Source organism: Nocardioides alcanivorans (assembly GCF_021555175.1).
Lineage (GTDB): Bacteria > Actinomycetota > Actinomycetes > Propionibacteriales > Nocardioidaceae > Nocardioides > Nocardioides alcanivorans.
On the sequence record NZ_JAKGRW010000024.1, the window covers coordinates 82,171 to 108,533 of the forward strand.

Annotated in this window: 29 protein-coding genes and 1 pseudogene; 10 read left to right on the forward strand and 20 right to left on the reverse strand. The window is 66.0% G+C overall.

Going from position 1 to position 26,363, the window contains the following annotated elements; all coding sequences use genetic code 11:
- The first annotated feature begins 79 nt into the window (after nt 1-79).
- Complete coding sequence (locus tag L1066_RS13600; protein ID WP_235736837.1) at nt 80-1,126, forward strand: zinc-dependent alcohol dehydrogenase; 1,047 nt, start codon at nt 80-82, stop codon at nt 1,124-1,126.
- Nucleotides 1,127-1,196: 70 nt separating this feature from the next.
- Here the strand turns inward: L1066_RS13600 and L1066_RS26790 are convergent, their stop codons facing one another.
- From L1066_RS26790 to L1066_RS13625, 5 genes are all read right to left on the reverse strand, one after another.
- The gene (locus tag L1066_RS26790; RefSeq protein WP_283095425.1) at nt 1,197-1,493 is read right to left on the reverse strand and encodes a UBP-type zinc finger domain-containing protein; all 297 of its coding nucleotides are present in this window, start codon (nt 1,491-1,493) and stop codon (nt 1,197-1,199) included.
- 260 nt (nt 1,494-1,753) lie between these two features.
- The gene (locus L1066_RS13610) at nt 1,754-2,350 is read right to left on the reverse strand and encodes a DUF998 domain-containing protein (RefSeq protein ID WP_235736838.1); all 597 of its coding nucleotides are present in this window, start codon (nt 2,348-2,350) and stop codon (nt 1,754-1,756) included.
- A gap of 295 nt (nt 2,351-2,645) precedes the next feature.
- Nucleotides 2,646-4,178, reverse strand: coding sequence for a carbohydrate-binding domain-containing protein (locus L1066_RS13615; RefSeq protein WP_235736839.1), 1,533 nt, complete (start codon nt 4,176-4,178; stop codon nt 2,646-2,648).
- On the reverse strand, nt 4,091-5,146 hold the full coding sequence (locus L1066_RS13620) for a polyphosphate polymerase domain-containing protein (RefSeq protein WP_235736840.1): 1,056 nt from the start codon (nt 5,144-5,146) through the stop codon (nt 4,091-4,093). Before L1066_RS13620 ends, L1066_RS13615 begins: the two co-directional genes overlap by 88 nt.
- The gene (locus L1066_RS13625; protein WP_235736841.1) at nt 5,143-5,730 is read right to left on the reverse strand and encodes a DUF4956 domain-containing protein; all 588 of its coding nucleotides are present in this window, start codon (nt 5,728-5,730) and stop codon (nt 5,143-5,145) included. The genes L1066_RS13620 and L1066_RS13625 overlap by 4 nt, the downstream gene beginning before the upstream one ends.
- 225 nt (nt 5,731-5,955) lie before the next feature.
- Between L1066_RS13625 and L1066_RS13630 the strand changes: the two are divergent.
- Nucleotides 5,956-6,141, forward strand: a pseudogene (locus L1066_RS13630) (helix-turn-helix domain-containing protein); the annotation flags it as partial.
- Here L1066_RS13630 and L1066_RS13635 read toward each other — a convergent pair.
- Nucleotides 6,103-7,158: a Gfo/Idh/MocA family protein gene (locus tag L1066_RS13635; RefSeq protein WP_235736843.1), complete on the reverse strand. Its 1,056-nt coding sequence runs from the start codon at nt 7,156-7,158 to the stop codon at nt 6,103-6,105. The pseudogene L1066_RS13630 and the gene L1066_RS13635 sit on opposite strands and share 39 nt — an antisense overlap.
- Before the next feature lie 7 nt (nt 7,159-7,165).
- Entirely contained in the window at nt 7,166-8,134 is a 969-nt protein-coding gene (locus tag L1066_RS13640; protein WP_235736844.1) for a hypothetical protein, read from the reverse strand.
- Nucleotides 8,135-8,198: 64 nt separating this feature from the next.
- Between L1066_RS13640 and L1066_RS13645 the strand changes: the two genes are divergently transcribed.
- Together L1066_RS13645 and L1066_RS13650 are read left to right on the forward strand one after the other, a co-directional pair.
- Nucleotides 8,199-8,780, forward strand: a complete 582-nt coding sequence (locus tag L1066_RS13645; protein WP_235736845.1) for a TetR/AcrR family transcriptional regulator — start codon at nt 8,199-8,201, stop codon at nt 8,778-8,780.
- 344 nt (nt 8,781-9,124) lie between these two features.
- The gene (locus tag L1066_RS13650) at nt 9,125-9,493 is read left to right on the forward strand and encodes a hypothetical protein (RefSeq protein WP_235736846.1); all 369 of its coding nucleotides are present in this window, start codon (nt 9,125-9,127) and stop codon (nt 9,491-9,493) included.
- Between the two features lie 59 nt (nt 9,494-9,552).
- Here the strand turns inward: L1066_RS13650 and L1066_RS13655 are convergent, their stop codons facing one another.
- Together L1066_RS13655 and L1066_RS13660 are read right to left on the reverse strand one after the other, a co-directional pair.
- Nucleotides 9,553-10,551, reverse strand: coding sequence for a hypothetical protein (locus L1066_RS13655; protein ID WP_235736847.1), 999 nt, complete (start codon nt 10,549-10,551; stop codon nt 9,553-9,555).
- An 88-nt stretch (nt 10,552-10,639) separates the two neighbouring features.
- Nucleotides 10,640-11,008 (reverse strand): metallopeptidase family protein, encoded by a 369-nt coding sequence (locus L1066_RS13660; protein WP_235736848.1) that lies wholly within the window; start codon nt 11,006-11,008, stop codon nt 10,640-10,642.
- A 156-nt stretch (nt 11,009-11,164) separates the two neighbouring features.
- Here L1066_RS13660 and L1066_RS13665 point away from each other — a divergent pair, with 156 nt between their 5' ends.
- Both L1066_RS13665 and L1066_RS13670 read left to right on the forward strand, forming a co-directional pair.
- Nucleotides 11,165-11,470, forward strand: coding sequence for a nucleotidyltransferase family protein (locus tag L1066_RS13665; protein ID WP_235736849.1), 306 nt, complete (start codon nt 11,165-11,167; stop codon nt 11,468-11,470).
- Between the two features lie 193 nt (nt 11,471-11,663).
- On the forward strand, nt 11,664-11,822 hold the full coding sequence (locus tag L1066_RS13670) for a HepT-like ribonuclease domain-containing protein (RefSeq protein WP_235736850.1): 159 nt from the start codon (nt 11,664-11,666) through the stop codon (nt 11,820-11,822).
- 56 nt (nt 11,823-11,878) lie between these two features.
- Here L1066_RS13670 and L1066_RS13675 read toward each other — a convergent pair whose 3' ends face one another.
- Nucleotides 11,879-12,712, reverse strand: coding sequence for a hypothetical protein (locus tag L1066_RS13675; RefSeq protein WP_235736851.1), 834 nt, complete (start codon nt 12,710-12,712; stop codon nt 11,879-11,881).
- A gap of 378 nt (nt 12,713-13,090) precedes the next feature.
- On the opposite strand from L1066_RS13675, the gene L1066_RS13680 reads away from it, so the two are divergent.
- Together L1066_RS13680 and L1066_RS28680 are read left to right on the forward strand one after the other, a co-directional pair.
- Nucleotides 13,091-14,047 carry an SIR2 family protein gene (locus L1066_RS13680; RefSeq protein ID WP_235736852.1) on the forward strand — a complete coding sequence of 319 codons (957 nt, stop codon included), beginning with the start codon at nt 13,091-13,093 and terminating at the stop codon, nt 14,045-14,047.
- Nucleotides 14,048-14,410: 363 nt separating this feature from the next.
- Entirely contained in the window at nt 14,411-14,665 is a 255-nt protein-coding gene (locus L1066_RS28680) for a nucleotide-binding domain-containing protein (protein ID WP_376707679.1), read from the forward strand.
- 34 nt (nt 14,666-14,699) lie between these two features.
- On the opposite strand, the gene L1066_RS13685 is transcribed toward L1066_RS28680, so the two are convergent.
- Nucleotides 14,700-15,611, reverse strand: a complete 912-nt coding sequence (locus L1066_RS13685) for a tyrosine-type recombinase/integrase (protein WP_235736853.1) — start codon at nt 15,609-15,611, stop codon at nt 14,700-14,702.
- A 336-nt stretch (nt 15,612-15,947) separates the two neighbouring features.
- Here L1066_RS13685 and L1066_RS13690 point away from each other — a divergent pair, with 336 nt between their 5' ends.
- Entirely contained in the window at nt 15,948-17,312 is a 1,365-nt protein-coding gene (locus L1066_RS13690; protein ID WP_235736854.1) for an RNA/DNA-binding domain-containing protein, read from the forward strand.
- A gap of 98 nt (nt 17,313-17,410) precedes the next feature.
- On the opposite strand, the gene L1066_RS13695 is transcribed toward L1066_RS13690, so the two are convergent.
- The 5 genes from L1066_RS13695 to L1066_RS13715 form a co-directional block, all read right to left on the reverse strand.
- Nucleotides 17,411-18,898: an MFS transporter gene (locus tag L1066_RS13695; RefSeq protein ID WP_235736855.1), complete on the reverse strand. Its 1,488-nt coding sequence runs from the start codon at nt 18,896-18,898 to the stop codon at nt 17,411-17,413.
- 165 nt (nt 18,899-19,063) lie between these two features.
- The gene (locus tag L1066_RS13700; RefSeq protein ID WP_235736856.1) at nt 19,064-19,642 is read right to left on the reverse strand and encodes a TetR/AcrR family transcriptional regulator; all 579 of its coding nucleotides are present in this window, start codon (nt 19,640-19,642) and stop codon (nt 19,064-19,066) included.
- Nucleotides 19,643-19,721: 79 nt separating this feature from the next.
- Complete coding sequence (locus tag L1066_RS13705) at nt 19,722-20,315, reverse strand: AMIN-like domain-containing (lipo)protein (protein ID WP_235736857.1); 594 nt, start codon at nt 20,313-20,315, stop codon at nt 19,722-19,724.
- A gap of 87 nt (nt 20,316-20,402) precedes the next feature.
- Nucleotides 20,403-20,813 carry a hypothetical protein gene (locus tag L1066_RS13710; RefSeq protein WP_235736858.1) on the reverse strand — a complete coding sequence of 137 codons (411 nt, stop codon included), beginning with the start codon at nt 20,811-20,813 and terminating at the stop codon, nt 20,403-20,405.
- Nucleotides 20,810-21,457, reverse strand: a complete 648-nt coding sequence (locus L1066_RS13715) for a LysE family translocator (RefSeq protein ID WP_235736859.1) — start codon at nt 21,455-21,457, stop codon at nt 20,810-20,812. Before L1066_RS13715 ends, L1066_RS13710 begins: the two co-directional genes overlap by 4 nt.
- 129 nt (nt 21,458-21,586) lie before the next feature.
- On the opposite strand from L1066_RS13715, the gene L1066_RS13720 reads away from it, so the two are divergent.
- A complete protein-coding gene (locus L1066_RS13720) occupies nt 21,587-22,960 on the forward strand; it encodes an aminotransferase-like domain-containing protein (protein WP_235736860.1) in 1,374 nt (457 codons plus the stop codon).
- A gap of 15 nt (nt 22,961-22,975) precedes the next feature.
- On the opposite strand, the gene L1066_RS13725 is transcribed toward L1066_RS13720, so the two are convergent.
- The 4 genes from L1066_RS13725 to L1066_RS13740 form a co-directional block, all read right to left on the reverse strand.
- Nucleotides 22,976-23,833 carry an amino acid ABC transporter permease gene (locus L1066_RS13725; RefSeq protein WP_235736861.1) on the reverse strand — a complete coding sequence of 286 codons (858 nt, stop codon included), beginning with the start codon at nt 23,831-23,833 and terminating at the stop codon, nt 22,976-22,978.
- Nucleotides 23,833-24,522, reverse strand: a complete 690-nt coding sequence (locus L1066_RS13730; RefSeq protein ID WP_235736862.1) for an amino acid ABC transporter permease — start codon at nt 24,520-24,522, stop codon at nt 23,833-23,835. The genes L1066_RS13725 and L1066_RS13730 overlap by 1 nt, the downstream gene beginning before the upstream one ends.
- Before the next feature lie 84 nt (nt 24,523-24,606).
- Complete coding sequence (locus L1066_RS13735; protein ID WP_235736863.1) at nt 24,607-25,494, reverse strand: glutamate ABC transporter substrate-binding protein; 888 nt, start codon at nt 25,492-25,494, stop codon at nt 24,607-24,609.
- A 65-nt stretch (nt 25,495-25,559) separates the two neighbouring features.
- Nucleotides 25,560-26,336, reverse strand: coding sequence for an amino acid ABC transporter ATP-binding protein (locus L1066_RS13740; protein ID WP_235736864.1), 777 nt, complete (start codon nt 26,334-26,336; stop codon nt 25,560-25,562).
- Nucleotides 26,337-26,363 lie beyond the last annotated feature (27 nt).

Here is a 26,363-nt window from a genome sequence, read left to right on the forward strand (position 1 = left end):
CGACGCCGCCGATGGCGTGAGAGACCGTCGCGCCATGACTCGGCGTGAGCTTCCTTGACCCATCCGTCAGGGTTGAACCATGACCTCCGCCGAGAGCACCTTCCTGACCGTCGCTGGCCCGAGCCAACTCCAGCAGGGGCGTGAGACCCTCACCGACCCGGGGCCTGGCCGTGTCTTCGTCGACATCACCTACACCGGGGTCTGCGGTACTGACGTGCACGGCTACACGGACGGATCGATGCTGCCACCGGCCGTCTTCGGCCACGAATGGACCGGCACGGTCAGCGCCATTGGCACCGGCGTCACCACCGTAGCCGTGGGACAGCGCGTCGTCGGGGGCGTGGGACCCGCCTGTGGACACTGCGCCCAATGCGTCGCGGGTCACGCCCGACAGTGCGACACCGTCTTCGCCGAGGCCAACGGGGTCGACCCCGAAGCACCTGCCCACGGCGCCTTCAGCACCCGCGTCGACGTGTCGCAACGGCGTGTCATCCCGGTTCCCGACGAGGTCACCGACATCGAGGCCGCCTTGGTGGAGCCGACTGCGGTGACCTTCCACGCCGTACGTCGGACCGCGGCCGAGCACGGTGCCGTCGTCGTGGTCCAGGGTGCCGGACCGATCGGCCTGCTCACCGCGCAGCACGCCCGTAACGCCGGTGCTGGGCATCTCATCGTCTCCGAACCCTCTGCTGCGCGGCGCGAGGTCGCCACCGGCCTCGGGTTCGCTGACGTCGTCGCCCCTCGCGACCTGCGCACCCGACTCGGCGTCGTCTCCAACGGCCTCGGGGCGGACGTCTTCTACGAGTGCGCCGGTGTCGCCTCCCTGCTGCAGCCCTCCGCCGAGTTCGTACGTCGAGGCGGCACCTTGGCGCTGCTCGGCTTCCCACTCACCGAATCGACCGTCAGCTATGGCGACTGGCAGCAGCGGGAGCTGCGGGTGGTCAGCTCGTTGGCCTACAACCACGAGGACTTCGTCGGCGCCATCCGTTCGATCGCCTCCGGTCGCGTCGATGTGACACCCCTGCACACCGGCACCTTCGCGCTCGATGACCTCGCCACCATCCTTGATGAACTCGACAGTGGGAAGAGCAACCACGCCAAGGTGCTGATCGATCCGCGACGCTGATCGGCAATCGACGGGTGGGATGGTCGCGCCGACGCCTTGGCGGGCGCCGGAGGGACCAGACCGACAGTGCTCAGTGGTGGGACGGCGCGGCGCCAGCACCTGGGACCTCGAACAGGAGGTCATCGGCGTAGCACCACCACCAGTCTTCCCCGGGTTCGAAGGAGCGCACGAGGGGATGGGAGGCGTTGCTGTGCCAGTGCGCGGTCGCGTGTCGGTTCGGTGAGCTGTCGCAACACCCGACGTGGCCACACGTCATGCACATCCGCAGATGCACCCACGTGTCCCCGCTGCGCAGGCAGTCCTCGCACCCGTTCGCGGATGGGGTCGTGTCCCTGACCAGCTCGAGATGTTCGCACGGGGTGCCCATGGGCTCTCCTCCACTGGTCGACGGATCTCGACAGTAGCGCGGAACGGCCGACGGGAACCACCGTCCTTCGTCGCGATCATCCTGCCTGGGCGAGGTTCTGTTCGGCCCGGAACGACCCGGTGACCAGCCCGACCGGGGTTGTCGGTACGCCGGTCTGCCAGCGCACCAGTGGTCCACCTCGGGGCCGACGACATGCGCAACGAGCGCGCAGGCGCGCTTGCGAGGTGACGCTTTCGCGACAAGACCGGGTGCAGTGAGGCTCAGCGACCTGCGAAGTGCAGGAAGACTGCCGCTACCCAGAGCCATCCGGGAACGATGAAGGCCCGTTGGATGAGACCGGTCCTTGGCGCGTCCCGTTCCCAGGCCTTGCCAAAGGCATCGAACGCGAACACCAAGGCGGCGGCAACGATTGCTGAGAGGGCCGTCCATGCCAGCCCTGGCATCACGAACGCTGCGACTGCCGCCGCAGCGGGGAGCGAGAGGAACACCACCGCCCCTGCGTGGTCGTGCAGCTGGTGCTTCGTGGATAGGTCCACCGGGTCACCGTCGGCCGTGCCTGGCGGGTAGCCGCGCATCGGATCCATCCGGAACAGCCCCGAGGCCACCAGCGCGATGCCGAATATCGCCAAGATCGCGCCCAGCAACCAGCTTCGACCCGAAACGGCGACGGCAGCGCCACCGGCAGCGATCGCGCCACCGCAGAGGACAAAGTTCAGTGTCTGGATCCAGCCTCGACGGCTGAGGGCCAAGGCGCTGACCGGGTGCCGCAGCGGTGAGTAGCCGGACCGCGTCAGCCCGTCAACAAGGAAGATCAGCACGAAGAGCAGCGCGCCGCCGGCGCCGACGAAGTAGACCATTGGTGCTCCGTTTGCTCTTGGTCAACCTCTTTGCGGGTCAGGACCGGGGCTGCGCTCGTTCCAGGGTCTTCGTAGGAGATCCTACAGATGAAGCCGGACGAGCCCCGCGCCGTGCCGTGAGTCAGGTGGACAACCCGGCGACCATGAACGACAAGACGTCGCCCATGAGGTCGCGACTGGGCAGACCCAGCAGGAATGGCGTGGGCTGGCCGTCACTGAGGCGCGGCCCAATGCGCTGAGCTACGTCGTGAAAGCCAGTGGTGCTCCTCGGGCGACATCCGCGGGTGGTCCCTACTCAGCAGGACCGCCCGCCGGCGGGCCATCGGGGAGTCCTTCGCCGTTGGGGCGTTGGCCGGCCGGGTCGCCACCGGGACCACCCATGCCCATGCCGGCCACGGCCTCGCCCGCCGTGGTGGTGCCGACGGTGGTGAGTCCGTCGGTCGATCCTCCGGTCGACAACCCGGTCTCGTCGCCGGGGTCGCCGGACATCACCTCGTAGTCCTCGCCGTTGGTGATCTCGTCGCTGGACACGATGACAGCCGATGCAGCGCTGTCGACGACGTACCGCACGACGACGGTGCCGTCGGCGCCCACCACGGCGATCTGCTGGCCTGCGGCGACGCTGCTGTCGAGGTTCGCGGCCACGAATCCCTGCTCGGAATCGCTTGCGGGGAGTCTGCGAGGCCGCCCAGCGCCACGAGGGTTCCCCGTTGACGGCCAGGGCGCCGTTGACGTCGATACTGCCGTCGCCGCCACCGCGTGCGGCGGTCGACACGACCGTCGTACCCCCGGTGATGATGGTCGACCCGTTGGAGTCGATGCCGTCAGAGCCGGCAGTGACGGCGACGTCGCCGCCGGTGATCGAGATGAGTACGCCGTCCTGCGCCGCCTCGGTGGCCTCGCTTCCGTCGGTGGCGTTGAGCCCGTCGTCGTTCGCGGTCACGTCGACCGTTCCGCCGGCGATCGTGATCGTCGCAGCTTCAAGGCCCTCTTCGGACTTGATGACCCGCAGCGTGCCACCGGCGACGTTGATCGCACCGATGGCGTCGACCCCGTCGTCACCCGCGTCGATGATGACCGTGCCGGCGTCGAGCTGCACCCAGCCGAGCTCGCCCTCGGTCTCGTTGTCCGACTTCAACCCGTCGCCACCAGCGACCACGGTGACCGTGCCACCCTCGATGACCAGGTAGTCCTTGCCGCGAACGCCGTCGTCGGTGGCGGTGACCTCGACCTCGCCCGAGAGGATGACCAGACCGTCCTTGCTGGCGATACCGTCGTTGCTGTTGCCGCTCACCTGCAACGAGCCGGTGCCGGCGATGGTGAGGTCGGCCATCGAGAACAACGTTGCGTTGGGGGCGTCGTCCTCTTCGTCGTCGGCGCCCGAGACCTTCGAGTCGGCGAGCTCATTGGTCGAGCCGTCGGCCAGGATCACCACGGCCTCGTCAGCCTCGGCGATCACCATGGGCGAGGTGTCGGACGAGGTGATGTCGACACCGTCGAGCACGAGCTTGACCTTGCCCTCGCCGGTGCTGTTGACCACCACCTGGCCATCGGTGAGCTCTCCGGAGAGTAGGTAGGTGCCGGCTGCGGTGATCGTGACGACATCGCCGTCCACACTCGCGCCGGAACCGTCGACCTTGCTGGCTCCGTCGGCCAGCGTCACGGTCGTGGCGCCGTCGGCCGACCAGTCGCCGTCGTCGGAGTCGGCGTGGGTGTCGGCGACCTCGACCGTGTTCGCGGTCAGCGAGGTGGCCGAGACGTTGCTGACCCCGCCGTGTGCCTGGATGCCCTCTGAGTCGGGGAGTCCGCGGCTCCCGCGCCACCACACGCACTTGCCAACATCAGCACCGCGATGGTGGACAGCGCGGCGGTGCGATGACGCCACGACGTACGTCGGGAGGTGGGAGGCGGGGACTGGAAGGTGTCGTTCATGGGATTGCTCCTTCGTGGTTCGGGTGGCGCTGCAGGCAGGGGAGGATCAGGTGGCTCGGCGCAGGCCGAGGTGGCGGTCGAGGACGCGGTGCCACTTGAGGCGAGGAGGGACGAATCGAGCCCGGCCATGCCCACTCCGTACTTCGAGATCCGCAGGGGGCGGTGGCCGCGGGTCCAGAGGATCCGGTCGACGACCGACGGAGTCGAGCCGGTCTTGGTCTCGACGATCGCGAGACCCGGACGCTCGAGGTCCTGCGCGGTGCGCAACGAACTCCAACCCAGGTCCACGTCCACCGTCACCCGGCTGGCCGACGCAGGCAGGAAGAACGTGCTGCGCTGGTATCCCGTGGCGAGCACCGGGCGCAGTACGTCGGCGTGGCGGGCGCCGATGATGTCAGCGACGAAGTCGCGCCCCGCCGAGTTCAGCCCACTGACGCCGTACGCCGACCGGGCGGCGCTCGCGGCGGAGACGGTCTGGGCATCCGGATGGGCGATGCGTTGCTTGACCGTCTGGCCGCGACCCGCGCGGGTCTTCACTTCCAACCAGGTCGATGTGGTGCTGCCGAGCTCGTCGAGGTAGGCCCGGGTGCGCACCTTCCACCGCAGCCGGTGAGAGCGTCCGGCGCTGAGATAGCTCGCCAGGTTCGGGGTGTCGAGGTAGGCGGAGCGATAGCCGAAGGAGCGACGCCCGTCGATCTCCAACACCCGGGTGATCTCGGGCAGGTCGGCCAGCACCGCGTGTGCCTCGTGCAACGAGACGACGTACTTGCGGTCGACGCGGGTGAGCAACTCGGCGCGCTCGACCAGTTCCTCGAGGCCGATCGGCTCGAAGCCCGACAAGCACTCGGCTGCCAGCGTCGTCATCGGATCATCTCCCGGGCGGGAGCCGTGTCCGGAGTGCGTGTGGTGTCGGCCGAGCGGTGGCGAACGTCGACCAGCGTGGTGTCGTTGACCAGATCGGTGCGCAACACCTTGACGCCGAGCACCGTGGTGGCGAGCAGCTTCTCGAGGTGTGCGACCAGCGCCGTGCGGTCGACGTACGCCCGGTCCAGCAGGAGCTGCTGCGAGCTGGCCCGCACCAGCAGCGGGCTGTCGCCGACCAGGACCGCGGCCACGACGCCGCCGACCAAGGCCAGGTGCGACCAGGAGGCCGTGCCGCCGAGCCCGCAGAGCAGGCCGATCGCGAGCGAGGCGAAGTAGTAGGCGACGTCGCTGTGGCTCAACTCCTCCGAACGCAGTCTGATGATCGACAGGACGCCGAAGAGGCCCAGCCCGAGACCGGCTCCGATCGCCGAACTGCTCAGCACCGACGCCACCGCCAGCACCCCCACATTGACGGTGAGGAAGGCGACGATCAGCTCGGGGCGCTTGTGGCGGGGCAGGAACAGGCCGAAGACGAGCACACAGATGGCGACGAGGTCGAGTGCGTAGAGCGAATATGAAGGCATGGTTTCGGGACTCCTGATCGACGTTTCGTTGAACAATCAGAAGTAAGCCAGCGATGGATGTCCTTGAGCCCTCACCTGCCTGTGCGCTTCCTGTGCGTCGGGTTTCTTGGCGGGTGGCAGGCGGGGTGCGGGGTGTGCGCCTGACCCGGGTCTCGTTGGTGGGGCAGCCCGACGGTCGTATGCCGAGGGTGGCGAGCCCGGGGCTGCCGTCGCCGAGAGACTCGGGAGGAGCAGGGCATCACCCAGAAGGAACTCGCCAACCGAATGGCCATCACGCGGCCGGCGATCTCCACCCTCAAGTCCGGTGACCTGGACCGTTCGGGCATCGCCACGCTCAAGGCCCAGATCGAGGCTCTCAACGGGCTGTCGAGGTCACTGCTCCCGAACGTCCGGCACCGCGACGAGACTTGAACGGCGGGCCAAGGATTCAGCACCGGCCACTCCCACCAGCGATGCGGCGACGGCGGCCCGAACGGGCACCATGGGTGCCGCTCCCGATTCGACGGTGTTGCGGAAGGCTTGGAGCATGAGGACAGTTCCTTCGTGGTGACGGCCCACTGGTTGGCCATTGAGCTCGACCCGAGTGGCGCGGCGTGTCTCCTCCACAGCCTCGCTCTGGTCGACGCTCCAGCCTTCCTTTCTCAAGCGGACGTCCCAGGCCGCCTCGCCGGGTGCGCGCGATGACTCGATCAGGCCCGTGGAACCGCGCACCGACAGCCAGCTCCAGTGACTCTCTGACTCGCCCTGGAGAAACCCGTGACGCGTGATGGCCAGCGCACCCGTGGACAGACGGACCGCCATGACCACTGCCGGTCGCGGATCTGTGTCGTCCACGGGGAAGGCGGAGACCTCTAGTGGCCACGCGCCGGTGAGGTGGAGGATCGGTGAAAGGGTGTGTGTGCAGTAGGCCGCCGGCGAGATGCGACCGCGCCAAGTGGTGCTGTTGCGGATCAGGGAGTCCACGGTGCTCGGTGCCATGGCGTGTAGGTAGTCGGCCTCGATGAGTTGCACCGATCCCACCTCGTCGGCCGCCAGTGCGTCGGCGATCACCCGAACGTGCGGGTGTGCGACGTAGTTCTCGGCGAACGAATAGGTCACATGGGCCCGGTCCGCAGCTTCGATCAGTGATCGCCCCTCGGCCTCGCTCGTGCAGGCAGCCGACTCAGACAGGACGTGGATGCCCGCGTCGAGAAACGCGATGGCCATCGCTGCGTGCGCGTCGAAGTCGTTGACCAACGCCACTGCGTCGAGGTCGTAGGACAGCAGATCCTGCCACCGGCTTGTCAGTCGGGCGCCGGGGTGGTCCGAACCAGCTGACTCCAGCAGATGCTTGTCGTGGTCGCACAGCGCCACGACGTCCATACCGGCCTGGCCGGCCCAGTGGGCCAAGTGTCGCCCCTGGCCCAAGCCGATCACCGCCAGTCGCATGGTCGCCTCACCTTTCACCGCGGGGCGCTCCGAGCGTCACGTGACTCTCGGAGCCGTCCCGAGCGGAGTGCTCGATAGCTTTGTCGAAATCCGTCGTGCTGGTGTCGAGAATCCTCTGTCGCAACACGAGCAGGCCGTACCCGCAGCTCGCTGGCGTGGCAAGCACGGTGATGAGGGCGATCGCTGGCGTCGGGTCTCCGCCGTTGGCGAGGAGCAGTTGGGTCGGACCTTGAAGAGCGGCGGTCGTGCACCCCACCCACGTGACGAGCCAGGCCGTACGTGGCCATTGCGTCATCGCACCGAGGATCGGTGCCATCAGCCCGGCGATGCACAGCAGACCAGTCACCACGAGGGCGGTCCTTTGGGACGGAGTGTCCATGGCCTGGGGGCCGGCCTCCCCAGGCCCGAACAAGCCCCACCACACCATGGCTGTGCCGAACGGCAGCATGCCCAGGGCTCCGACGGTGATGGTCCGGGCACTGGGAAAGCGCGGAGGGGCAGCGAGGACGCGTTCCCAACGAATCAGCGCGTATTGCCACGCAAGCACCGCGATCGCGATCGCCAGAAGTCCGAAGCCGCCGTACGCCAAGGCGAACACCCAGGGGGACATGTTGTCCATCCCACTGGTGTGCACATCTGCCCGGACCGCGAACTGGATGAGGCTTCCGAGAGGTAGGCCGAGAAGGATCGGAGCCAGGAGGCCGGTGGCGCCACCCGCGAGGCACAGCACGATCCATGCAGGAGCCCGCAGACCCCACGGCCGGGTCAGGGCCACCGCCAGGCCGACGGCCAGCAGCTCCAGGAGCATGGTGACGATGTTGCCGACGACCATACGGGTGCTCTGGACCTCTGCCACCGCTGCAGGCTCGCTCATCCCGATGGTGGAGCCACTGAGCCACAGCAACTTCAACACCATGTAGGGAACGACCGCAACGGCGACGAGCCCGAGAGCGATCGGCTGAATCTGTGGACGCATGCGCTTTCCTTGAATAGAGATGGCTATCTAGATGGCAGTCTCTACCCTGCGATAGTCTGCGTGCATGGTCAAGCCCGCCCGGTTCACTACCGACCAAGTGCTCGATGCGGCGACTGCCGCAGTGCACCGGCATTGGAGAGCTGCGACCGTTGCGCACGTCACGACGCTGCTGGACGCCCCGTCCGGCTCGATCTACCACCGATTCGCGTCGCGCGACGCGCTCTTTGCCTCAGCCTGGATCCGCGCAGTCCGGCGCTATCACGCCCAGTTCGATGAGATCCGCGAAGTTCGTGACCCGATCGAGGCGATCGTCGAGACCGGCATGCTCATTCCGCACTTTTGTCGTCAGCATCCACAGGACGCGCGGATGCTGACAGTGTTTCGCTACCGCGACCTTGTGGCCGACCCGCCCGCAGGGCTCTTGGATGACCTCCGCGACCTCAACGCACCTGTGGCCCAGTTGCTGTCCTATCTTGCCGAACGCCGCTATGGCCGGGTGAGCCAACGTGGCCTCGACCTGGTTGCACTTGCTGCTCGAGACACCCCGCTCGGGATGGTGCGGAGTCTCATCGGTGAACCGATTCCGGAGTGGCTGGACGAGCCGGTGCGAACAGCATGCAAGGCGATCGCCCGACTTGAGGACTGATGATCAGCTCCCGGCGATGCCCGCCCCAAGAACTGGCCGCCGTACCTCGAGTCGCGTATCGGCCCTCCAACGAGCACGAGAGGGCGGCCACCCGGCTGCCCGGGGGCGGCGAGCGTCTTGAAACGGGGTGATAGCAATTGCCGGATGCGGACCAGTCCCATCGGCTCGATCATCGGCGCAGCCGGGGACTGACGTTCGTTGTCGTCAATGCCGGTGCCGTTCCAGCCTCCCTTGTCTGGCGCGTCGCGGCGGTCGTCGGTTTCGTCGTCATAGCGTCGTGGGGCATGTTCCGCGGACCAGAGGTCGGCCAAGCGCCACCAAGCCGCAGCGCGAGGCGGACCTACGTGATCAGCGTCATTGCCATGGCTGTGGCCATTCCCGTGGGAGCGGCGATCATCACCAACGTGTTCTCCAAGCCGACCGTCGTCCTCCCTTGGGTCGTCTTCGTTGTCGGGGCGCACTTCCTGCCATTCGCCCGGGCGTTCCAACTGCCAGTCTTCCGCTGGCTCGCGGTGAGCCTGATTGCCGTCGCGGTCATCGGTGCGGCCGTCACGTTGGCGTCCGAGAGCAGGACTGCTGCCGGCTGGACCGGAGTCGCCGCAGGATTCGCGCTGCTTGTCTTCTCCGCGATCGGGAACTTGCGCGTCGCTGTTGCCGGAGAGGTTCGGGCACCCGCGGAGCAGGTGCGGCACCCACCTTCGACCACGTGCTGAACGACATGGTGGTGGTCACGGTGGGCTCATCGGATGCAGATGGACGGTGTGCGTTGGACTCATCTCTTCCCGCTGGCCAGGGCATCCACTGCTCCGGTGTCCATGCGGCGCGTTCGACGGTGCATCGCCCAGCCGAGCAGCAGGATCAGCGCCAGATAGGTGGCGTTCTGGGTGATCTTCTCCGGCCACGTCGTGTCCTGGGGGAGTGGCGCCAGGAAACCGGTGACGGTGCGGGTCAGGAGTGCGCCAAGGGTGAGCGCTGCGAGGTGACGCTGCGTCCAGCCGGGTGAGCCCGACCACCGGGCGACCAAGAGCAGTCCGAGGCTCAGTGTGACCGCGAATACCGCCAGCCCGATGAGAGACAGTGGCACGAAGTCCAGCACCGCCATGCCCACGACGCCGACCGCAAGGCAGACCGCCAGTGGCGGAGTGCGGCGCGCGCGGCCTGGGTCAAGCGGTCGGCCAAGCGGCGTGAACGCGAGGACGACGAGAGTCGCGATGATGACGGACGAGACGACGTAGTCGGCAGGGCCGGCGTCGATCGCGTAACTCGTGGCTTGGTCGTGATGGATCACCGCGGCCATCCCGATGAACGCCAGCCCGGTGATGACCAGGCCGAGCTTCCCGAGCCAGGGGCCCGGATGCCGGGCGAGTGTCTCGCCGACTACGACCGGTGCCGTCACGCTCATCAACACGTGTCCGGCCACCCACGTGATCGCGGCGTACCAACCGATCCCGCCCAGCGAAACCGCGGAGACGATGGTGCCCCAGTCGTCGATGTCGTCGCGAACCGGTGTGAAGAGGGACAGGTCGATGATCGTCGGCATGGCCACACCGAAGGCCGCCGCCAGCAGCAACCGGCCGCGCCACCCACGACCGGTGCGGACCGAGACCTCGCGAATCAGCAACGCCATCCCGCCGTACAGCGGGGCGAAGAAGAGATCCACGAAGACCAGTCCGCCGATACCGCCCAGATCGCCGAGGTAGGCCTGCAGCAGCTCTGCGGTGACGGGCGCAAGCAGGAGGATCGTGAGGACTCCGATGACTTTTCCACGCATGGCTCTGACGCTAGGTGAGGTGCTCGCGGGACCGCATCCGTCCGGAGTATCGGACACGGCATACCAAGGTCGCGCTTGAGGTTCGGGGCTACGCCCATCCCAACTCACGCAGACGCGCCTCGGACAGCCCCATCGCATGCCCGATCTCGTGGACCAGCACGGTACGGACCCGAGCGGGCACCTCTTCTACGGTGGTGCAGGCCTTGACGATCGGTGCTCGGAAGAGGGTGATCGTGTCCGGCAGTGTGCCAGGGGTGCGCCCGTAGTGGCTGGTGCGAGGAATGCCGCGGTAGAGGCCCAGCAGCAGGACTCCGGGACGGCGTTCGGACTCGGCCTGCTCGTCCTCGACAAGGACCGCGATTTCGGAGACCACTGCTTGCACCCAGGTCGGCAACGAGTCGAGCGCGTCGACGACCATTGCCTCGAATGCGTCGCGCGTGACCATGGCGGGGTCCATGGATCGAGTATGCGCGCATCTTGGCTGGACCCGCACCGAGTCAGGTGGGCACGGGCGGGCTGAATGAGTTGACCCAGGTGAGGTTCGGCGCGTCCGGTTTGCGGTGAAGTGACGCGGTCAGTGTGAAGGTGCGTCCGATTCTGAGACACTGTGAGCATGTCCGCCCTGATGCTTCGGAACCGTGAGGCGATCGCGCGCGCCTGTGAACGGTACGGGGTGGCGCGTCTGCGCGCCTTCGGCTCTGCGGTCACCGACCAGTTCGACCCTGAGCGCAGTGATGTCGACTTCCTTGTTGACTTTCTCCCCGAGGTCGATGATCTGTTGGGCAACTACCTTGCGCTGAAGGAAGACCTGGAGGCGATCACAGGGCGCAGCGTCGATCTGGTCATGTCCGACGCCGTCGAGAACCCCTACTTCGCGGCATCGGCTCTCCGCTCGGCCAAGGACGTTTATGCAGCCTGACTCGGCCGCGCTCCTGTGGGACGCTGCGACCGCAGTGAGACGCATTCAAGGATTCGTTGTAGCCAAGTCGTGGGACGACTACAGCAACGATCTCCTCCTTCGCTCGGGTGTCGAGCGGCAGTTCGAGATCGCGGGCGAAGCGATGAACAGGCTTTGACGCGTCGATTCGGAGACCGCTGACCTCGTCCCCAACGTGCACAAGCTCATCGGGATGCGCAACGTCCTCATTCATGGCTATGCGCAGGTGAACAACCTCACGGTCTGGCGTACGGCCACACAGCACCTCGACGACGTGCTCTCCGTAGTCGAAGCGCTGCTTGCAGCGACTGAGCAACCAGACCCACCAGCCTGACCCAGGCAGGGCGTTTCGCGGCGATATGGGCTAGGCCAGGTGGCTACCCGTTCAAGTCAGGCTATCGAGAACGCCCCGCTGACACCGAACTGCACCAGCGTTGCGGCGAAGTGGACCGCAGCCTTTGCCTCCTCGGGCGTCTCATCACGCGTTAGGTTGACCCCTCCGTGACGGGAGGTCTGGCCCTCCCACAGCATCCTCATCATGGAGAGCATGGTCTCGACCCCGCCGACAGAACCGCCAGCGATGACGAACTCCCACTTAGCGGGCTTCGCTGCGACGTCGCGGATCATGGTGCCGAGAGTCTGCTTGTCATTTTGTGGCGACACACTCTGAGCGAGGGCGGCCTCGACGGCCTTAATCGACTCGCTGTAGGACTTCACGGGATCTGCCTCGCGGCCATACGCCTCATTCCACGCGTTTGTGAGGTGACCTCCCGCCGATTCCGTGGCCGCCGCGATTACCGCTTCGACCTGGGCCTTCACCTCCGGCTCGACCCGCATCTCGAGCCGCTTGGCTTCCGACGAAACGGCGTAGGCCGAGTTGGCCAGTCTCAGCATCTCCTCGAGCGCCAGCGCGGATGAGATGTGCACCGACGGTAAGAGGTACTCGACAACCCGCAGGTGCTCCTCGGGCTGCTGACACTTCTTGAGGATGTACATGCGCATGTCGGCGTCCTTGGTGGAGTTCGACGCTACCTTGGGAGCTTGGGCATAGTCGTATCGCATGTGGTTCGCGATGGCGCGAATCCTCTCTATGCCGTTGGCATCTCGACTGTTTAGGTATCCAGCCGTCCACTGCGTGAGCTGGTGCGATAGGTGGCGCGGTACGTCTTCGTACAGCGGCTCGAGCTCACGGGACATCGCGTGTTCGCCAGGTCGGAAGGGCACGGGTGCAACCCTAGAGCTGACTGCCGACACGATGCGGACTTACGCGGCGAAGTGACGCGGGTGTGCCGCAGGTCGATTGCGCCGGGCTCGGCGCCTCGGCCCGTCGTGGTCACCGTTTCCCAGCCTCCACTTGCGCGTGCGGCGGGTCAGACGGCTGCGCCAACTAACTAACGGCACGATATGTGCGTGTTTGTTTTCATCTTCGGAGCAGGGGCCTCATTCGACAGCGATCCTCGGAGGCGCTACTCATCCGATGAGCATGACGAGTATATGCAAGACGGAGGGTGGTGACCTCCACTGGCAACGAGTCTGTTCGAGCCGTCAAGCGACGAGGCGAAGGAGTGCGCGCGGGAGTTTGTCCGCGCCACTCCGCTCCTTATGCATCTCAGGAACGCGGCAGCGGCAGGAGAAGACATTGAGGAGGTTCTGGAGGCATACCAGGAGGAGAAGCGCGCATTCAGCGCATTGCATCCTCAACTGACGGCTCTGCGGGCGTACCTGTCAAGCCTCCTTACTCAACTCCCGAATCGTTGGCACGAGGACGCGGTGGGTCAGACGAACTATGTGTCCCTTCTAAACGAGTTGGCGGCCTCGCTCGAATCCAGCGGTCAAGCCGCGAGCCTCGTTACTTTCAACTACGACCGATTGCTGGAGTACGCCGTGCAAGACGTCTACGGCAAGCGATTCAGGGAGATCGAAGACTACATCTCGCCGGTAGACCTTCGGCTGTACAAGCCACACGGATCAGTCAACTGGAGCCAAGCGGCGAAGCTTCCTTCGAATGCTTGGCTGGGAGACCAAGATCCTGAGGATGTGCTTCACCTGCTCATTGAGCAAGCTGGCAGTCTTCAGTGGCTGCCCGATGAGTATCGGGTCGACGATCCCGATGATGGCGATCCGTATAGAGACGTCCAGAACCAGATGTACTGGCTGCCGGCGTTGGCGGCACCCGCCAGACACAAGGCAGGCTTCTCATGCCCCCAGTCTCATCTCGATGCCCTCGCGAAAGACCTTAGCGAGGTCGATACCGTTGTCGCCATTGGCTGGCGCGGCCGGGAGAAGCACTTCTTGGACCTACTCGCAACAAGCCTGCCGGGCGAGTGTCGGTTGTTCGTTGTGTCCGAAAGTGAGACCTCTGCTATGGCGACTGTCGATGAGTTGTGGTCGACGCGGAAGTTCTCCCGCTATGCGATCTCGGCGGATGGGTTCTCGGGGTTCGCCAGCCCCCGAATTGGTATGCCCGCGACGGTGGCTGGAATGTCCGCTCCAACTGCGACCGACTTACTCAGTGGCAGTCAAGCCGTTCCATGGATCGTTCGCTCGGCACACAAGTAGGACCATGTGGAGGTCAGCTCTTGCTGCTCCGGTTCGTGGTTCATGAATGCAGTGGCATGCCCTTCTGGACGAAGGGTTGATGTGTCAGCGACCAACTGCCGTCGGCAGCAAAAGTGGCGGCCTTGGCGCGATCGCGCTCGAGCAACTCGAAGGGGGATGCCGCCTTCGAGTGCGATCACCGTCGACAACACCGCAGGTCGATAAGCCCTCTCAGCAGCCTGTTCATCGAGGCTTCCTAGTACTTGGGGCCGCTGGGTGATCGACGGAGGTGACGAGGACAAGGCCGCGGACTGACCGACCTCGTCGAAGGGGCCGGGTGGGTGAGGCCAGGTTACCGGCCGTGCGCGTTCGCGGGCGCCGGTCATGCGCCGATGGTTGAATACGCACAGGTCGAGGAGTCGAACATCCCAGAGCCTTACGACGGCTACTGGAAGCTCCGCGACTACGGCGAGGAGGCAGAGCGGGCAGATGCGCTACGCGGTGACATCCATAAGGACACCGCGTAGCCGCACCCGCACCGAGACGACGTCCTACATTGGTCACTACTACGTCGAGGCCATGATCGTGAAGAATGGCGTCTGCGTTGCCCAGAGCCGCCAGGACGTCATCGTCATCTGAGCGCGTCAATCTGGGTGCAAGGGACGCAGGACGTTCACACTCCAGCGACGTAGGCGGTGAGGAAGTGGACGCCGTGTCGGTCGAGGTTTCCGCGGGCGCGGTCGTAGTGCTCGGTCGTGCGTGGGTCGGCGTGGCGCGCCAGGATCTGTGCGTCGCGGAGCGGGACGCCAGCGTCGAGGGCGTTGGTGATGGCGGCGTGACGCAGCGAGTGCGGGCTGATGTGCCGAGGGATGCCCGCGACCTTGGCGACCCTCACAACCATCCGGTAAACGTCTCGGCGATCGATCGGCTTCCCCGTGGTCGGTCTCAGGACGAGCGGCCCATCGGAACGCTGTCCTCGGCAGGCATCAAGGACACGCAACACTGGGATCGTGATCGGCATGGTGGCGGGCTTGTTCCCCTTACCGACCAGGTGCAGGACTCGGTGACCCCGCAGCGTGTCGGCGTAGTCCTCGATGCGAACTGCGGCTGCTTCGGAAGCGCGCAGGGCATTGATGCCGAGAAGGAACGCAAGCGCCCCGTGGTGCACCGTGAGGGTCTGGGCGACTTGGAGGAAGCGGATGAGCTCGAGCCGGTCGAGTCCCTGGGTGCGGGATTCGTCGTGCTGGATCTTCGGTAGACGGGCGTAGACGGCTGGATCGGCAGTGATCAGACCGTCAATGTGTGCGAACCGGAAGAAGCCGCGGACGCCGTGCATCATCGTGACGATGGAGGAATCCATCAGGCCGGTTTCGCCGAGGTGGTGGATGTACAGCTCGACGTGGGCACGCTGGATCCCTAGCAGGGGATCCAGTCCGTTTTGCTCGCACCAGGTGAACCAGCGCCGGAGCTGGTAGGCGTAGAGCCTGTGCGTGCGGCCCGAGTAGCGGGCAAGGTAGGAAACGGCTGCGAGCTGCGCCGTGGTCATAGTGATGGGGTGGAACGGGAAGACGGTCGAGTCGGACATGGAACGCTCCGTGCGGCGACTGACGTGGCTCAGCCCGCCCGCCGCAAACGCGCCGAGCTCTTGGGCCTGCGACGCTAGTCCGAGGGGTTGGGCACCGCGTCCGCAGGCGGGGAAAGGACGCAATCCCGCGCCTGGTGCGTGGGATGCGCTCGCGGGGGGTGGGGGAAGCAGCCGCCTCGTGGTGGAGTGCCGCGCATTGGCGTGTGTCGATGGCCACGAAGCGCGGTAACGCCGGCGGGCGCCAGTTGGGCCTTGCTTTAGCGCAATCCGCACGGCTATGGGCTCAAACAGCGTGTACCGTGCTCGTGTCGGCAGGGCAATTTGAGAGGGTCAATCGTGGAGATCGTAGAGATCAGCGTTGAGCAGATGCTCAAGTTACTTGCCCGACCGGAGGGTCACTTCCTCGATTTCAAGGCGATAGAGGTCGCGCCTGGAAAACTAACTAGGTCTCTTTCTGCGTTTACGAACTCCGACGGCGGGGACCTGTACGTCGGTATTGACGAGTCAGACGGCGTATTCTCTTGGCGCGGATTTTCGGACGCAGAGGATGCGAACGGCCACATTCAGGCCTTCGAAGATGTGTCACCGTTTGGAGAGGACATTTCAGGCGAATTCTTGCAGGTAGATGGTTACACAGGTCTTGTGCTTCACGTTAATGCACGTAAGTCGCGATTCGTTCGCAAAGCCACGAGCGGAGACGTATACAAGCGACTCAGCGCGCAGAATCTGCCTGTTCGGTCGGACGAGGCACTGCAAGCACTGCGTCGTCAAAAGGGCCTCGAGTCATTCGAGGACGAGACGCTTTCGATACCGCTGTCGGAAATCACGAATTCGCTTCCAGTTTTGGAGTATCTGATGGAGGCTGTACCGTCCGCTGAGCCCGAGATCTACCTACGCGGTCAGTATCTAATTCATGGGGACCGTCCGAGCGTGGCGGCGGCGCTACTTTTTGCCGAGAACCCCCAGGCTGCCCTCCCGAAGCGTTGCGGGGTCAAGATCTACCGCTATGCGAGCGACGAGATGTCGCGCGACCGCCTCGTTCAGGATCCTGTGACTGTTGAGGGGCATCTTTATAGTCAGGTGTACTCCGCAGTCGCTGAGACGGTCGAACTCATCTCGAAAGCTGCCGTACTGGACGAGGACGGACTGCGGACAGTTCGATATCCTCAGGAAACGTTGCACGAAATCATTACCAATGCGGTCCTTCATCGCGACTACAGCGTGACGGATGACATTCACGTAAGAATCTATGAGACTCGAGTTGAAGTGGAGAGCCCGGGCCGGCTTCCTGGGCACATCACGAGCGCCAATATCCTGAACGAACGCCTGAGCAGGAATCCAAACATTGTCCGGCACCTTAACCGATTCCCGGATCCCCCAAATAAGGATGTCGGAGAGGGCCTCGATACAGCCTTTGAGTCCATGCGCAAACTGAATTTGCGTGAGCCGGAAGTCGTCGAGCGAGATCACTCGGTTTTGGTGGTGATTCGACACGAAAGTTTGGCTAGCCCAGCCCAACAGGTTGTCGAATACTTGGAAACGAATCCTCAGATTCGAAATGAGCAGGCCCGTAAGCTCACTGGACTGAACTCGGAGAGCAAGATGAAGAAGACTTTCGAGGCTCTGATCCAAGCCGACGAGATCGAGCATGTCCCGGGTACGAGTGGTCGGGGTCACGCCTACCGGCGTAAGAGGACCTGAGTCGACCCCAAGTTGGCCCGGCCGTGCGTCACTCCCACGCCTGTGCGTCACAGTGGTCGAAGTGGGCTCCCAAGGTATGTGGGGGACACGTCGCTGAGTCAGCGCCGAGCGATCTCGCTCTCGACCAAGGGGTCGAGGGACTCGATGGCGTCGAGCACCTCGTGCTCGTGCTGGACGGCAACGGCGCGCGTGCGCGGGATGAACAGCGCGGCGAAGGCTGCCACGAGTGCGCCGCCGCCGACGATCCAGAAGGAGGTGGTGAAGCCGTCGTCGCTGGGCACCATGCTTCCTGCGACGACTGACCCGGCCAGCACGGTTGCGGCCACCTGGGATCCGATCGATGAGCCGACGGTGCGGATGAGGGCATTGACGCCGGTGCCTTCGCTGAGCTTGTCGGCGGGGACGGCGGCCATGATGATGTTGGGCAGCCCGGCCATGCCGAGACCGATGCCGATGAAGGTCAACGTCGCGAGCAGGGCGACGCTGAGCTCTGATCCGTGGGCGAGGGCCATGCCGCCGAGTCCCGCTGCGGAGATCAGCGCGCCGATGACGAGTGGGATCTTCGGATCCATGCGGATGATGAGTCGTCCGGCGACGACGGCGGCGACGAGCATCGCGAGACAGCCGGGGACCAGGAGCAGGCCCGAGCCGGTGGCGCCGAGTCCGAACCCGTGGCCGGTCGCCTCGGGAAGTTGGGCGATCTGCGGAACGAGGGCGAAGACGCCGAACATGCCGAAGCCGAAGAGCAGGGTCGTGACGTTGGCAGCCAGCACCGCGGGCCGACGCAGGACACGCATGTCGACCAGCGGGTCGCTGGTGCGCAGCTCGAAGAGGACGAACAGCACGAGGAAGAGCGCGCCGAGTGCGAACAGGCCGAGCGTCCGGCTGTCTCCCCATCCCCAACTGGCGGTGTGACTGAGGCCCAGCAAGGGGGCGGTCACGCCGACCGCGAGCAGTACGACGCCCATGAGATCGAGCCGCCCGGGCGCGCGTACCGGAGACTCCGGAAGCCTGAACGCCCCGATCAGGGCCACTCCGGCCATGAGGGCGCCGCTCCAGAAGATCCAGGGCCACGAGAGGCGGTCCATGAGCACGCCACCGAGGACGAGTCCGGCACCCGCGCCGATGCCGGCGAGCGCCGAGATCAGTCCGAGAGCCGTGGAGCGCTTCTCGTGGGGGAACGTGTCGCCGATGATGCCGTAGCAGAGCGGGAAGATGCCGCCGCCCGCACCTTGGATGACTCGTGCCGCCACCAGGACCCAGATGTTGGGGGCGAGTGCTGCAACGACGCTGCCCGCGGTGAAGAGCAGCAAGGAGACCAGGAGCATCCGGCGCTTGCCGAACATGTCACCGAGGCGTCCGAAGACAGGAGTGAGGATGGCCGCGGAGATCAGGTAACCGGTGAGCACCCAGCCCACCTCGGCGGCGGATGCGTTGAGTTCGTGGCTGAGGACGCCGAGGCCGGGGACGACCGTGGTCTGGGCGAGGACGAACGCACCTGCCGCCAGCGAGAGGACGAACAGCCCAGCGCCCGACCTCTCGTGATCGACCTGGTCCTCGTGGGTTGCCACTCGTGCTGTCGTCACGCGCCTGCCTTCCGCATAGAAACGGACCATGTGGTCCGGTTGCAATCTAGCCCTCGGCTCAGTGTGTGTATGCAGCAAGCGAACGTGAGGTCGGTCACGCCGCCGCCCAGACTTCCGACGACGATGGCGGCGGAGCGGCGGGAGGTCGCGGTCCGTCAAGGACGATCAGGGCCGAAGCGCGGCCATCGTGAGCCGGGCGTACCGGTGCCACAACGCGGGGTCTCGGATGTCCAGCCCCAGGAGGGCGCGGACGAAGCCCGAGACGAGAACCCGGATGTCGAGTGGGGTGATGTCGTTGCGAATGGTGCCCTGCGCGCGTCCGTGCCCGAGTATCCGGTCGAGCTTCTCGGTCGCAGCTTCGCTGTCGACGCCATGGGTTGCCTGTGCCATGACGTCGCTCATGAGCTTGTTCTCCGCGAGGCGTCCCGCCACCGCGTGCAGGTACGTGCCAAGTGCTGCGTGGGCATCTGTCTCGGCCGCCTGCATGGCTTCGTCCAGTGCATCGGAGAGCCACACGACGTGCACCTGCGCCAGCGCGTCCACGAGATGAGCCTTGGTGGGGTAACTCCGGTAGACGGTCGCCTTCCCGACGCCGGCGAGTGCAGCGACCTCTGGGATGGTGGCCTCGAGGCCACGCTCGGTGAAGACCTCGGTGGCCGCGGCCAGGACCCGATCGTGGTTGCGCCGAGCATCGGCCCGCCTGCCTGACCAGACATCACCGTCGGCAGGTCGGGAATCGGTCACTGATGCTCCTCGGGCTGGACTGGGAGGGTCCATTCAAGCAGTGCAGTCGGTTGCGGGCGCTCGGCGCTGGTGCGAGATCTCAGCCGTTGTCGTTGCTCGTGTGCATCACGTCGATCACCAGGCGTGAGGGGGCAGTGAGGGTGAGGACCCGAAAGGGGGCGGGCGCGCCGTCGATCCCGGCGATCACCTGGGTGGTGCCTTCGAACGTGCCGCCGACATGTACGGCGGTGACGGCGTCGCCGTTCGCGGTGATCTGGGTCGGGCCGTCGTAGTAGTCGGGTGCCGGCCAGGTGGTGTCCGAGGCATAGATGTCCAGGGACGCTCGTCCGTCCAGCTCGACGACTTCGCCGCTGCCGTCGAGCACGGCTTCATCGACGTAGTTGACGACCCAGCCCGGGGTCCCGGTGCCGCTGAACTCCAGCACGATCCGGTCGTAGTGCTCAGCCGCGGCGACGCGCACATCGACGAGCACCAGGTCCGATGCCTTCGCTGCCCCGCCCGTCCGGGGCCTGGTGCCCTCGGAGAACGCTGGATCCGGCTCGGGCGTGGTCGACACGGTGGTCTCGTCAGTCCTGGAGGCGCCGGTGGGTTCGTCGTCGGCGTCCGGTGTGCACCCTGCCATGAGCAGCAGGGCGACGATCGTGCTGAACAGGGCAGCTGCTCCGCGTGGCATCGTCGCTCCTTCGTCTGGGTGAGTGGTCGTGTGCTCACTCATGAGGACGCCCGACCAGCGCTCCGGGTTGACGAGACGGCCTGCGGCTCACTCCTCCGGCGGTGCGGGGCTCTTCTTCAGCGAAGCCGGGAGGGCGGGGTCGGTCCAGATGTCGGCGGCAGCACGCCAGTCGTCCAGCAGCTCCGCGAACTCACCAAACCTGGCAGTGGCTGCGCACTCCCTGAGGGTGGCGGCAGCCTCGACGCAGAATGCATCCTGATCGTGGGCGGGGAGGTGGGCGACCCAAGGCAGCGCGGCAGCGAGGGTGGCGGCGAACCGCTCCTTGTCTGCATCGTCGCGCGCGAGCGCCAGCAGCGCTGCCGGACCGACGCCGGAGTCGTCGCTGTCGTCTGGTTCGGAATCGATGGCGGTGCTCCTTGGCCGGGATGGAGTCGAGGCGGCAGTTCGAGCAGCACCCCTCGCTGATGGCCACGTTAGTCGACGCCGACGCGGGGTCACACGGCTGCGGGGGAGGGAGCGTCGACGAGGAGGTGGACCCCGACGCCGACGAGCATGGTGCCTGTGGCGCGTCGTTGCCAGGGGAGCCAGTGCGGACGACCACGCAGGAGCGCCGCGATGCTGCCGGCGCCGAGGATGATCAGCGTGTTCACGACGATGCTGACGGTGATCTGGACGCCGCCCAGGACAAAGCCTTGGGCGACGACGTTGCCACTGCTCGGCTCGAGGAACTGCGGAATGAGGGCGACGTACATGATCGCGGCCTTCGGGTTCAGCAGGTTGGTGGCCAGCCCCATCCCGAACAGCCGTACGTTGGAGTCGCGCGCGAGGTCGTGGGCCTCGAAGAGGGCCGGACCACCCGGCCGGAACGCTCGCCATGCGAGGTGCAGCAGATAGACCGCGCCAGCGACCTTGATGAGCGTGTAGAGCCAGGGCACGACGATGAACACCGCCGCGAGGCCGAGATTCGCCATCGTCATGTAGGCGACGAAGCCGACCGCGGTGCCCCCGAGCGACACGAGCCCGGCGACCGAACCCTGCGAGAGGCTCCGGGACACCAGGTAGAGCATGTTCGGTCCAGGTGTGAGCACCATGCCGAGCGCCACCAGCGTGATTCCGATCAGCGCATCGCCTTCAACGAGCACGTGGCCCTCCGTCCCTTCCGCGACGAACCCGGGTGGGCATCAACCGTCGCTCGCCGCCCACCCATGTTGTTACGCTTTGAAGATCTGAGCCAAAGTGTTCCAACACGCTTTCGCGAGACGGGAGGGATCGTGCGCCCACCCCCAGGCTGGACGCCCCGACTGGCGGAGGGGGCCGGTCCCGTCTCCACCCGGCTGGTGGCGGCGCTGGCGACGGACATCGTGGACGGCGTCGTCATCGAGGGCGAGCGGCTACCGCCACAGCGGGCCCTGGCACACCAGCTGGGCATCGCGCTCGGGACCGTGTCGAAGGCGTACGCCGAACTGGGCCTCCGAGGTCTGGTGCGTGGATCACCAGGGCGCGGGATGTTCGTCAGCTACCGCGCCGAGAGCGGGACTGGGGACATCGACCTGGCCATGAACATGCCTCCGCCGATGTTGGCCGACACCGTGATCACGGACGCCCTCGTCGAGAGTGCCCGGCGGGTGGACGCCGATGCCTTGTCCAGCCACGGTCCGCCAGGCGGTCGGCTCAGGGACAAGCGCTCCGTGGCCAACTGGCTGGCTGCGACCGGCCTCGAGCTCGCGCCCGAGGAACTGGTGCTGACGCAGGGCGCGCAGCAAGGCATCGCGGCCGCTCTCCTGGCGGCGTCGCAGTCGGGCCCACGGGCGACCGTGTTCACCGAGGAGGTCACCTTCCCGGGTGCCTTGAGCTATGCGCGGTTGGCCGGCCACCCCGTGTGGGGCGTGCCGATCGATCATCAGGGCATGCGTCCCGAGCTGCTGGACGCGGCACTCGTACGGCGCGGGCGTTCCGGCGGTCCGCGGCCGGTCGTCTACGTCACCCCGACCCTGCACAACCCGACGGGTGCGACGATGCGCGGTGCTCGGCGCCGCGCCATCGTGCAGGTGGCGCGCAGGCACGACGCACTCATCATCGAGGACGACGTCTATGCACTGTCCGAGGACCGCCCCGCACGTGCCCTGGTCTCGCTGGCTCCCGAACGCACCTTCTACGTCAGCAGCGCCTCCAAGGCGATCAGCCCGGCGATCCGGCTGGGGATGATCAAGGCGCCGATCGGCTATCGGCAGGGAACCGTCGAAGCGGTCCGCACACTCGGCCTGCCGGTCTCACCCCTGATCTGCGTGCTCCTCGACGTGCTCGTGGGGGCGGGGGTCGCGACGACCGTCCGTGCGGCGATCAGGAACGAGGGAGCACGGCGCACCGACCTGGCTCGCGAGATCTTCGGGCGTGCACTGTTCGGGACGGATCAGGCGGGATACCACGTCTTCCTGCCGCTCCCAGCAGACCGAGCCCGCTCCGTCGTTGCTGCCGCGACCGACCAGCGCGTCCGGCTCACCGATCCTGCCGCCATGATGGTCGACCCACGGCAGCGAGTCAGCGGCGTACGGCTCTGTCTCGGCGGCCCGACCATGGCGGATCTGTCACGAGGGCTCGAGATCGTGCAGCGGCTCGTGGCCGACCCGCGCAGCCGAGCGGTCTGAGACCCGAGTTCGACGTCAGCGAGGCACCTTGGCGCGGGTCTGGGCGTCGCCGACCATCGGCACCTCAAGCACCTTCTTCTCGCCGACGAACCGTTTCTGGATCCAGGTCGCGAGCAGGGTGAGGAGCAGGTTGACCACGATGTAGATGCCTGCCACGACGATCATGGTGGGCACCCGGTTGTTGAACTCCAGGTAGATCTGGCTGGAGACCTTGGTGAGACCCGGAGCCAGGATCCAGGTGCCGAGAGCGGTGTCCTTCAGGGCCACCACACACTGACTGATGATCGCCGGCAGCATGATCTTGACGGCCTGCGGCATCAGCACGATCCAGACCACTTGGGTCTTGCGCATGCCCAACGCGTAGGCAGCCTCGGCCTGCCCCTTCGGGACGGCCAGCAGACCGGCCCGAAGCACCTCGGCCAGCACCGCGCCGTTGTAGAGCGTCAGGGCGATGACGACGGCCAGGAACGACGAGTTGTCCTCCTTGATGCCCAGGGCGTACCAGACGAACACCATCAGCAGCAGCACCGGGACCGCGCGGAAGAACTCGACCACCAGCCAGGACGGCCACCGGATCCAGGCATGGTCGGAGAGCTTGCCGATGCCGAACACGAAGCCGAAGACGACGGCGAGGATGATCGCGAAGAACGCCATCTTGAGCGTCTCGACCAGGCCGTCGACGAGGAGCACCCGGAGGTAGTCGGGATCGGTGAAGACCACCCACTTGTCGTGGGTGAACTGATCGGCGTCGTACAGGCGCCACACGACCCAGCCGAGTGCCAGGACGACGGCGGCAGCGCTGATCACCGAATAGAGCCGGTGGCGCCGTACGGTGCGCGGGCCGGGCGCGTCGAACAGGACTCCGGTGCTCATCAGACCACCCTCCAACGTCGCTCGAGCCGGTTGCTCATGAACGAGAAGAGCTCGACCAGCACGACGTAGCCGATCGCGAAGCAGATGAAGATCTCCGTGCGCTGGGAGGCGAAGCCGTTGTTCAGGTCCCGCATCTGCGAGGTCGCCTCCGCGACGCCGAAGACGGCAGCCACCGAGGTGTTCTTGATCAAGGCGATCTGGACGCTGGCCAGCGGCGGGACCGAGGCCCGGAACGCCTGGGGCAGGATCACCTGGGTCATCACACCCGAGAACGGGAGACCGATCGCTCGGGCGGCCTCCGCCTGCCCGAGCGGTACGGCGTTGACTCCTGAGCGCAGTGCCTCACAGACGAACGCCGAGGTGTAGAGGCTGAGTGAGACGACTGCTGCGGTGTAGAACGCGGTGAAGTCGAAGGTGCCGATGTGCACGGACACCCATCGGAAGTTGAGCCGTTGCCACAGCATCGGGGCCATGAAGGAGAAGGTGCCGAACACGATGACCAGAGGCGTGTTGCGCACCAAGGTCACCCACGTGCCGGCCGCGACTCGCAGCACGGGCACCGGGCTGACGCGGCAGGCAGCGAGGAAGGTGCCGATCACGGTGGAGAGAACGGCAGCGAAGACGAAGAGCGCCACCGTGTAGCCGAAGGACTTCAGATAGAGGTCGAAGTTGTCGAGGACCGCCTGCACGTCAACTCCTCTCGGGTGCGCGGTGGGGGCTGGAGGGCGGAAGCAGGCGGCCCAGAGGCTCGGGGGCCGCCCGCTTCCGGTGGATCACTGGCAGGGCTGCAGCGTGGGCGGGTCGGGGGTCTCCACGCCGGAGGGCCCGAGCGTCAACTCGAACGCCTCGGCCCAGGATCCGTCCTCGAAGGAGCTCTCCAGGACGCTGTTGATCCACTCACACATCTCGGGGTGGTCCTGGCTGTAGCCGACGCCGATCAGCTCCTCGGAGAACGGCTCGCCGACGACCTTCAGCTCGCCCTCGTTCTCCGCTGCGTAGCCGGCGAGGATCGAACCGTCGGTGGACATCCCCTCGACCGTGCCGTCCAACACCTTCTGGACACATTCGGAGTAGGAGTCGAAGCCGACGCCCTTGGCGCCCTCGGCGTTGATCCGGTCGATCGAGGTCGAACCGGTGACCGAGCAGACCTCCTTGCCCTTCAGGTCGGCGATGCTCTCCACTGCGCTGTCGGACTTCACCAACAGCTGCTGGCCGGTGACCATGTAGGGGCCGGTCTGACCAACCACCTTGCGTCGGTCATCGGTGATCGAGTACGACGCCAGCACCAGGTCGACCTTGCCGCTCTCCAGGAACGGCTCGCGGTTGTCGGAGACCGTCTCCTCCCACACGACGTCGGAGCCGTCGGGGTTGAACCCGAGCTTGGAGACCAGGATCTTGGCGATCTCGATGTCGAAGCCGGACGGACGGTCGGCGGTGGCGCTCTTGAAGCCCAGGCCGGGTTGGTCGAACTTGACGCCGACCACGACCTTGCCGGAGTCACGGATCTCTGCCATCCGGCTGCCTTCGGGCAACTCGCTGGCGGCGTCGGTGTCGGCGTCGACCTCGCGGCCGCTGTCATCGCTCCCCGCATCACCACATGCAGCGACAGTCGCGAGTAGCGCCACGCAGGCCAACGCCGCTCTTGCTCTCTTCAACTTCATTTCTTCTCCTGTCGGTCGGGCATCGGGAGAGCCGGTGGTCCAGGGTCTGGGCCGCGCCCCCAGGTTCAGTGCTTGAGAATCTTGGAGAGGAAGTCCTTGGCTCGGTCGGACGTCGGGTTGGTGAAGAACTCCTCGGGCTTGTTCTCCTCGACGACCTGGCCGTCGGCCATGAAGAGGACCCGGTCCGCCGCCGTACGGGCGAAGCCCATCTCGTGGGTGACCACGACCATCGTCATGCCCCGCTCGGCCAGCTCGACCATCACGTCGAGGACCTCCTTGATCATCTCGGGGTCCAGGGCCGACGTCGGCTCGTCGAAGAGCATGACCTTCGGGTCCATGGCCAGGGCTCGAGCGATCGCGACGCGTTGCTGCTGACCGCCGGAGAGCTGCGCCGGGTACTTGCGCGCCTGGGCGGCAACCCCGACGCGTTCGAGGAGCTCCTCGGCGTGCTTCACGGCTTCAGCCTTGGGCTGCTTGCGCACCTTGATCGGGCCGAGCGTCACGTTCTCGAGGATCGTCTTGTGTGCGAAGAGGTTGAAGCTCTGGAAGACCATGCCGACCTCGGCGCGGAGCTGAGCCAGCCCCTTGCCCTCCTGCGGGATCGGTCGGCCGTCGAGAGAGATCTCGCCACGGTCGATCGTCTCCAGCCGGTTGATGGCGCGGCACAGCGTCGACTTGCCGGAGCCCGAGGGGCCGATCACGACGACGACTTCTCCGCGCGTGATCGTGAGGTCGATGTCTTGAAGCACGTGCAGGTCGCCGTACCACTTGTTGACGTCCTTGAGGACGACGAGGGGCTCGCCGTGTCCTGCTCTGACGAATCCGGACTCCGTGACAGTCATGCCGTGACCGTAACGCCGCAAATGTGA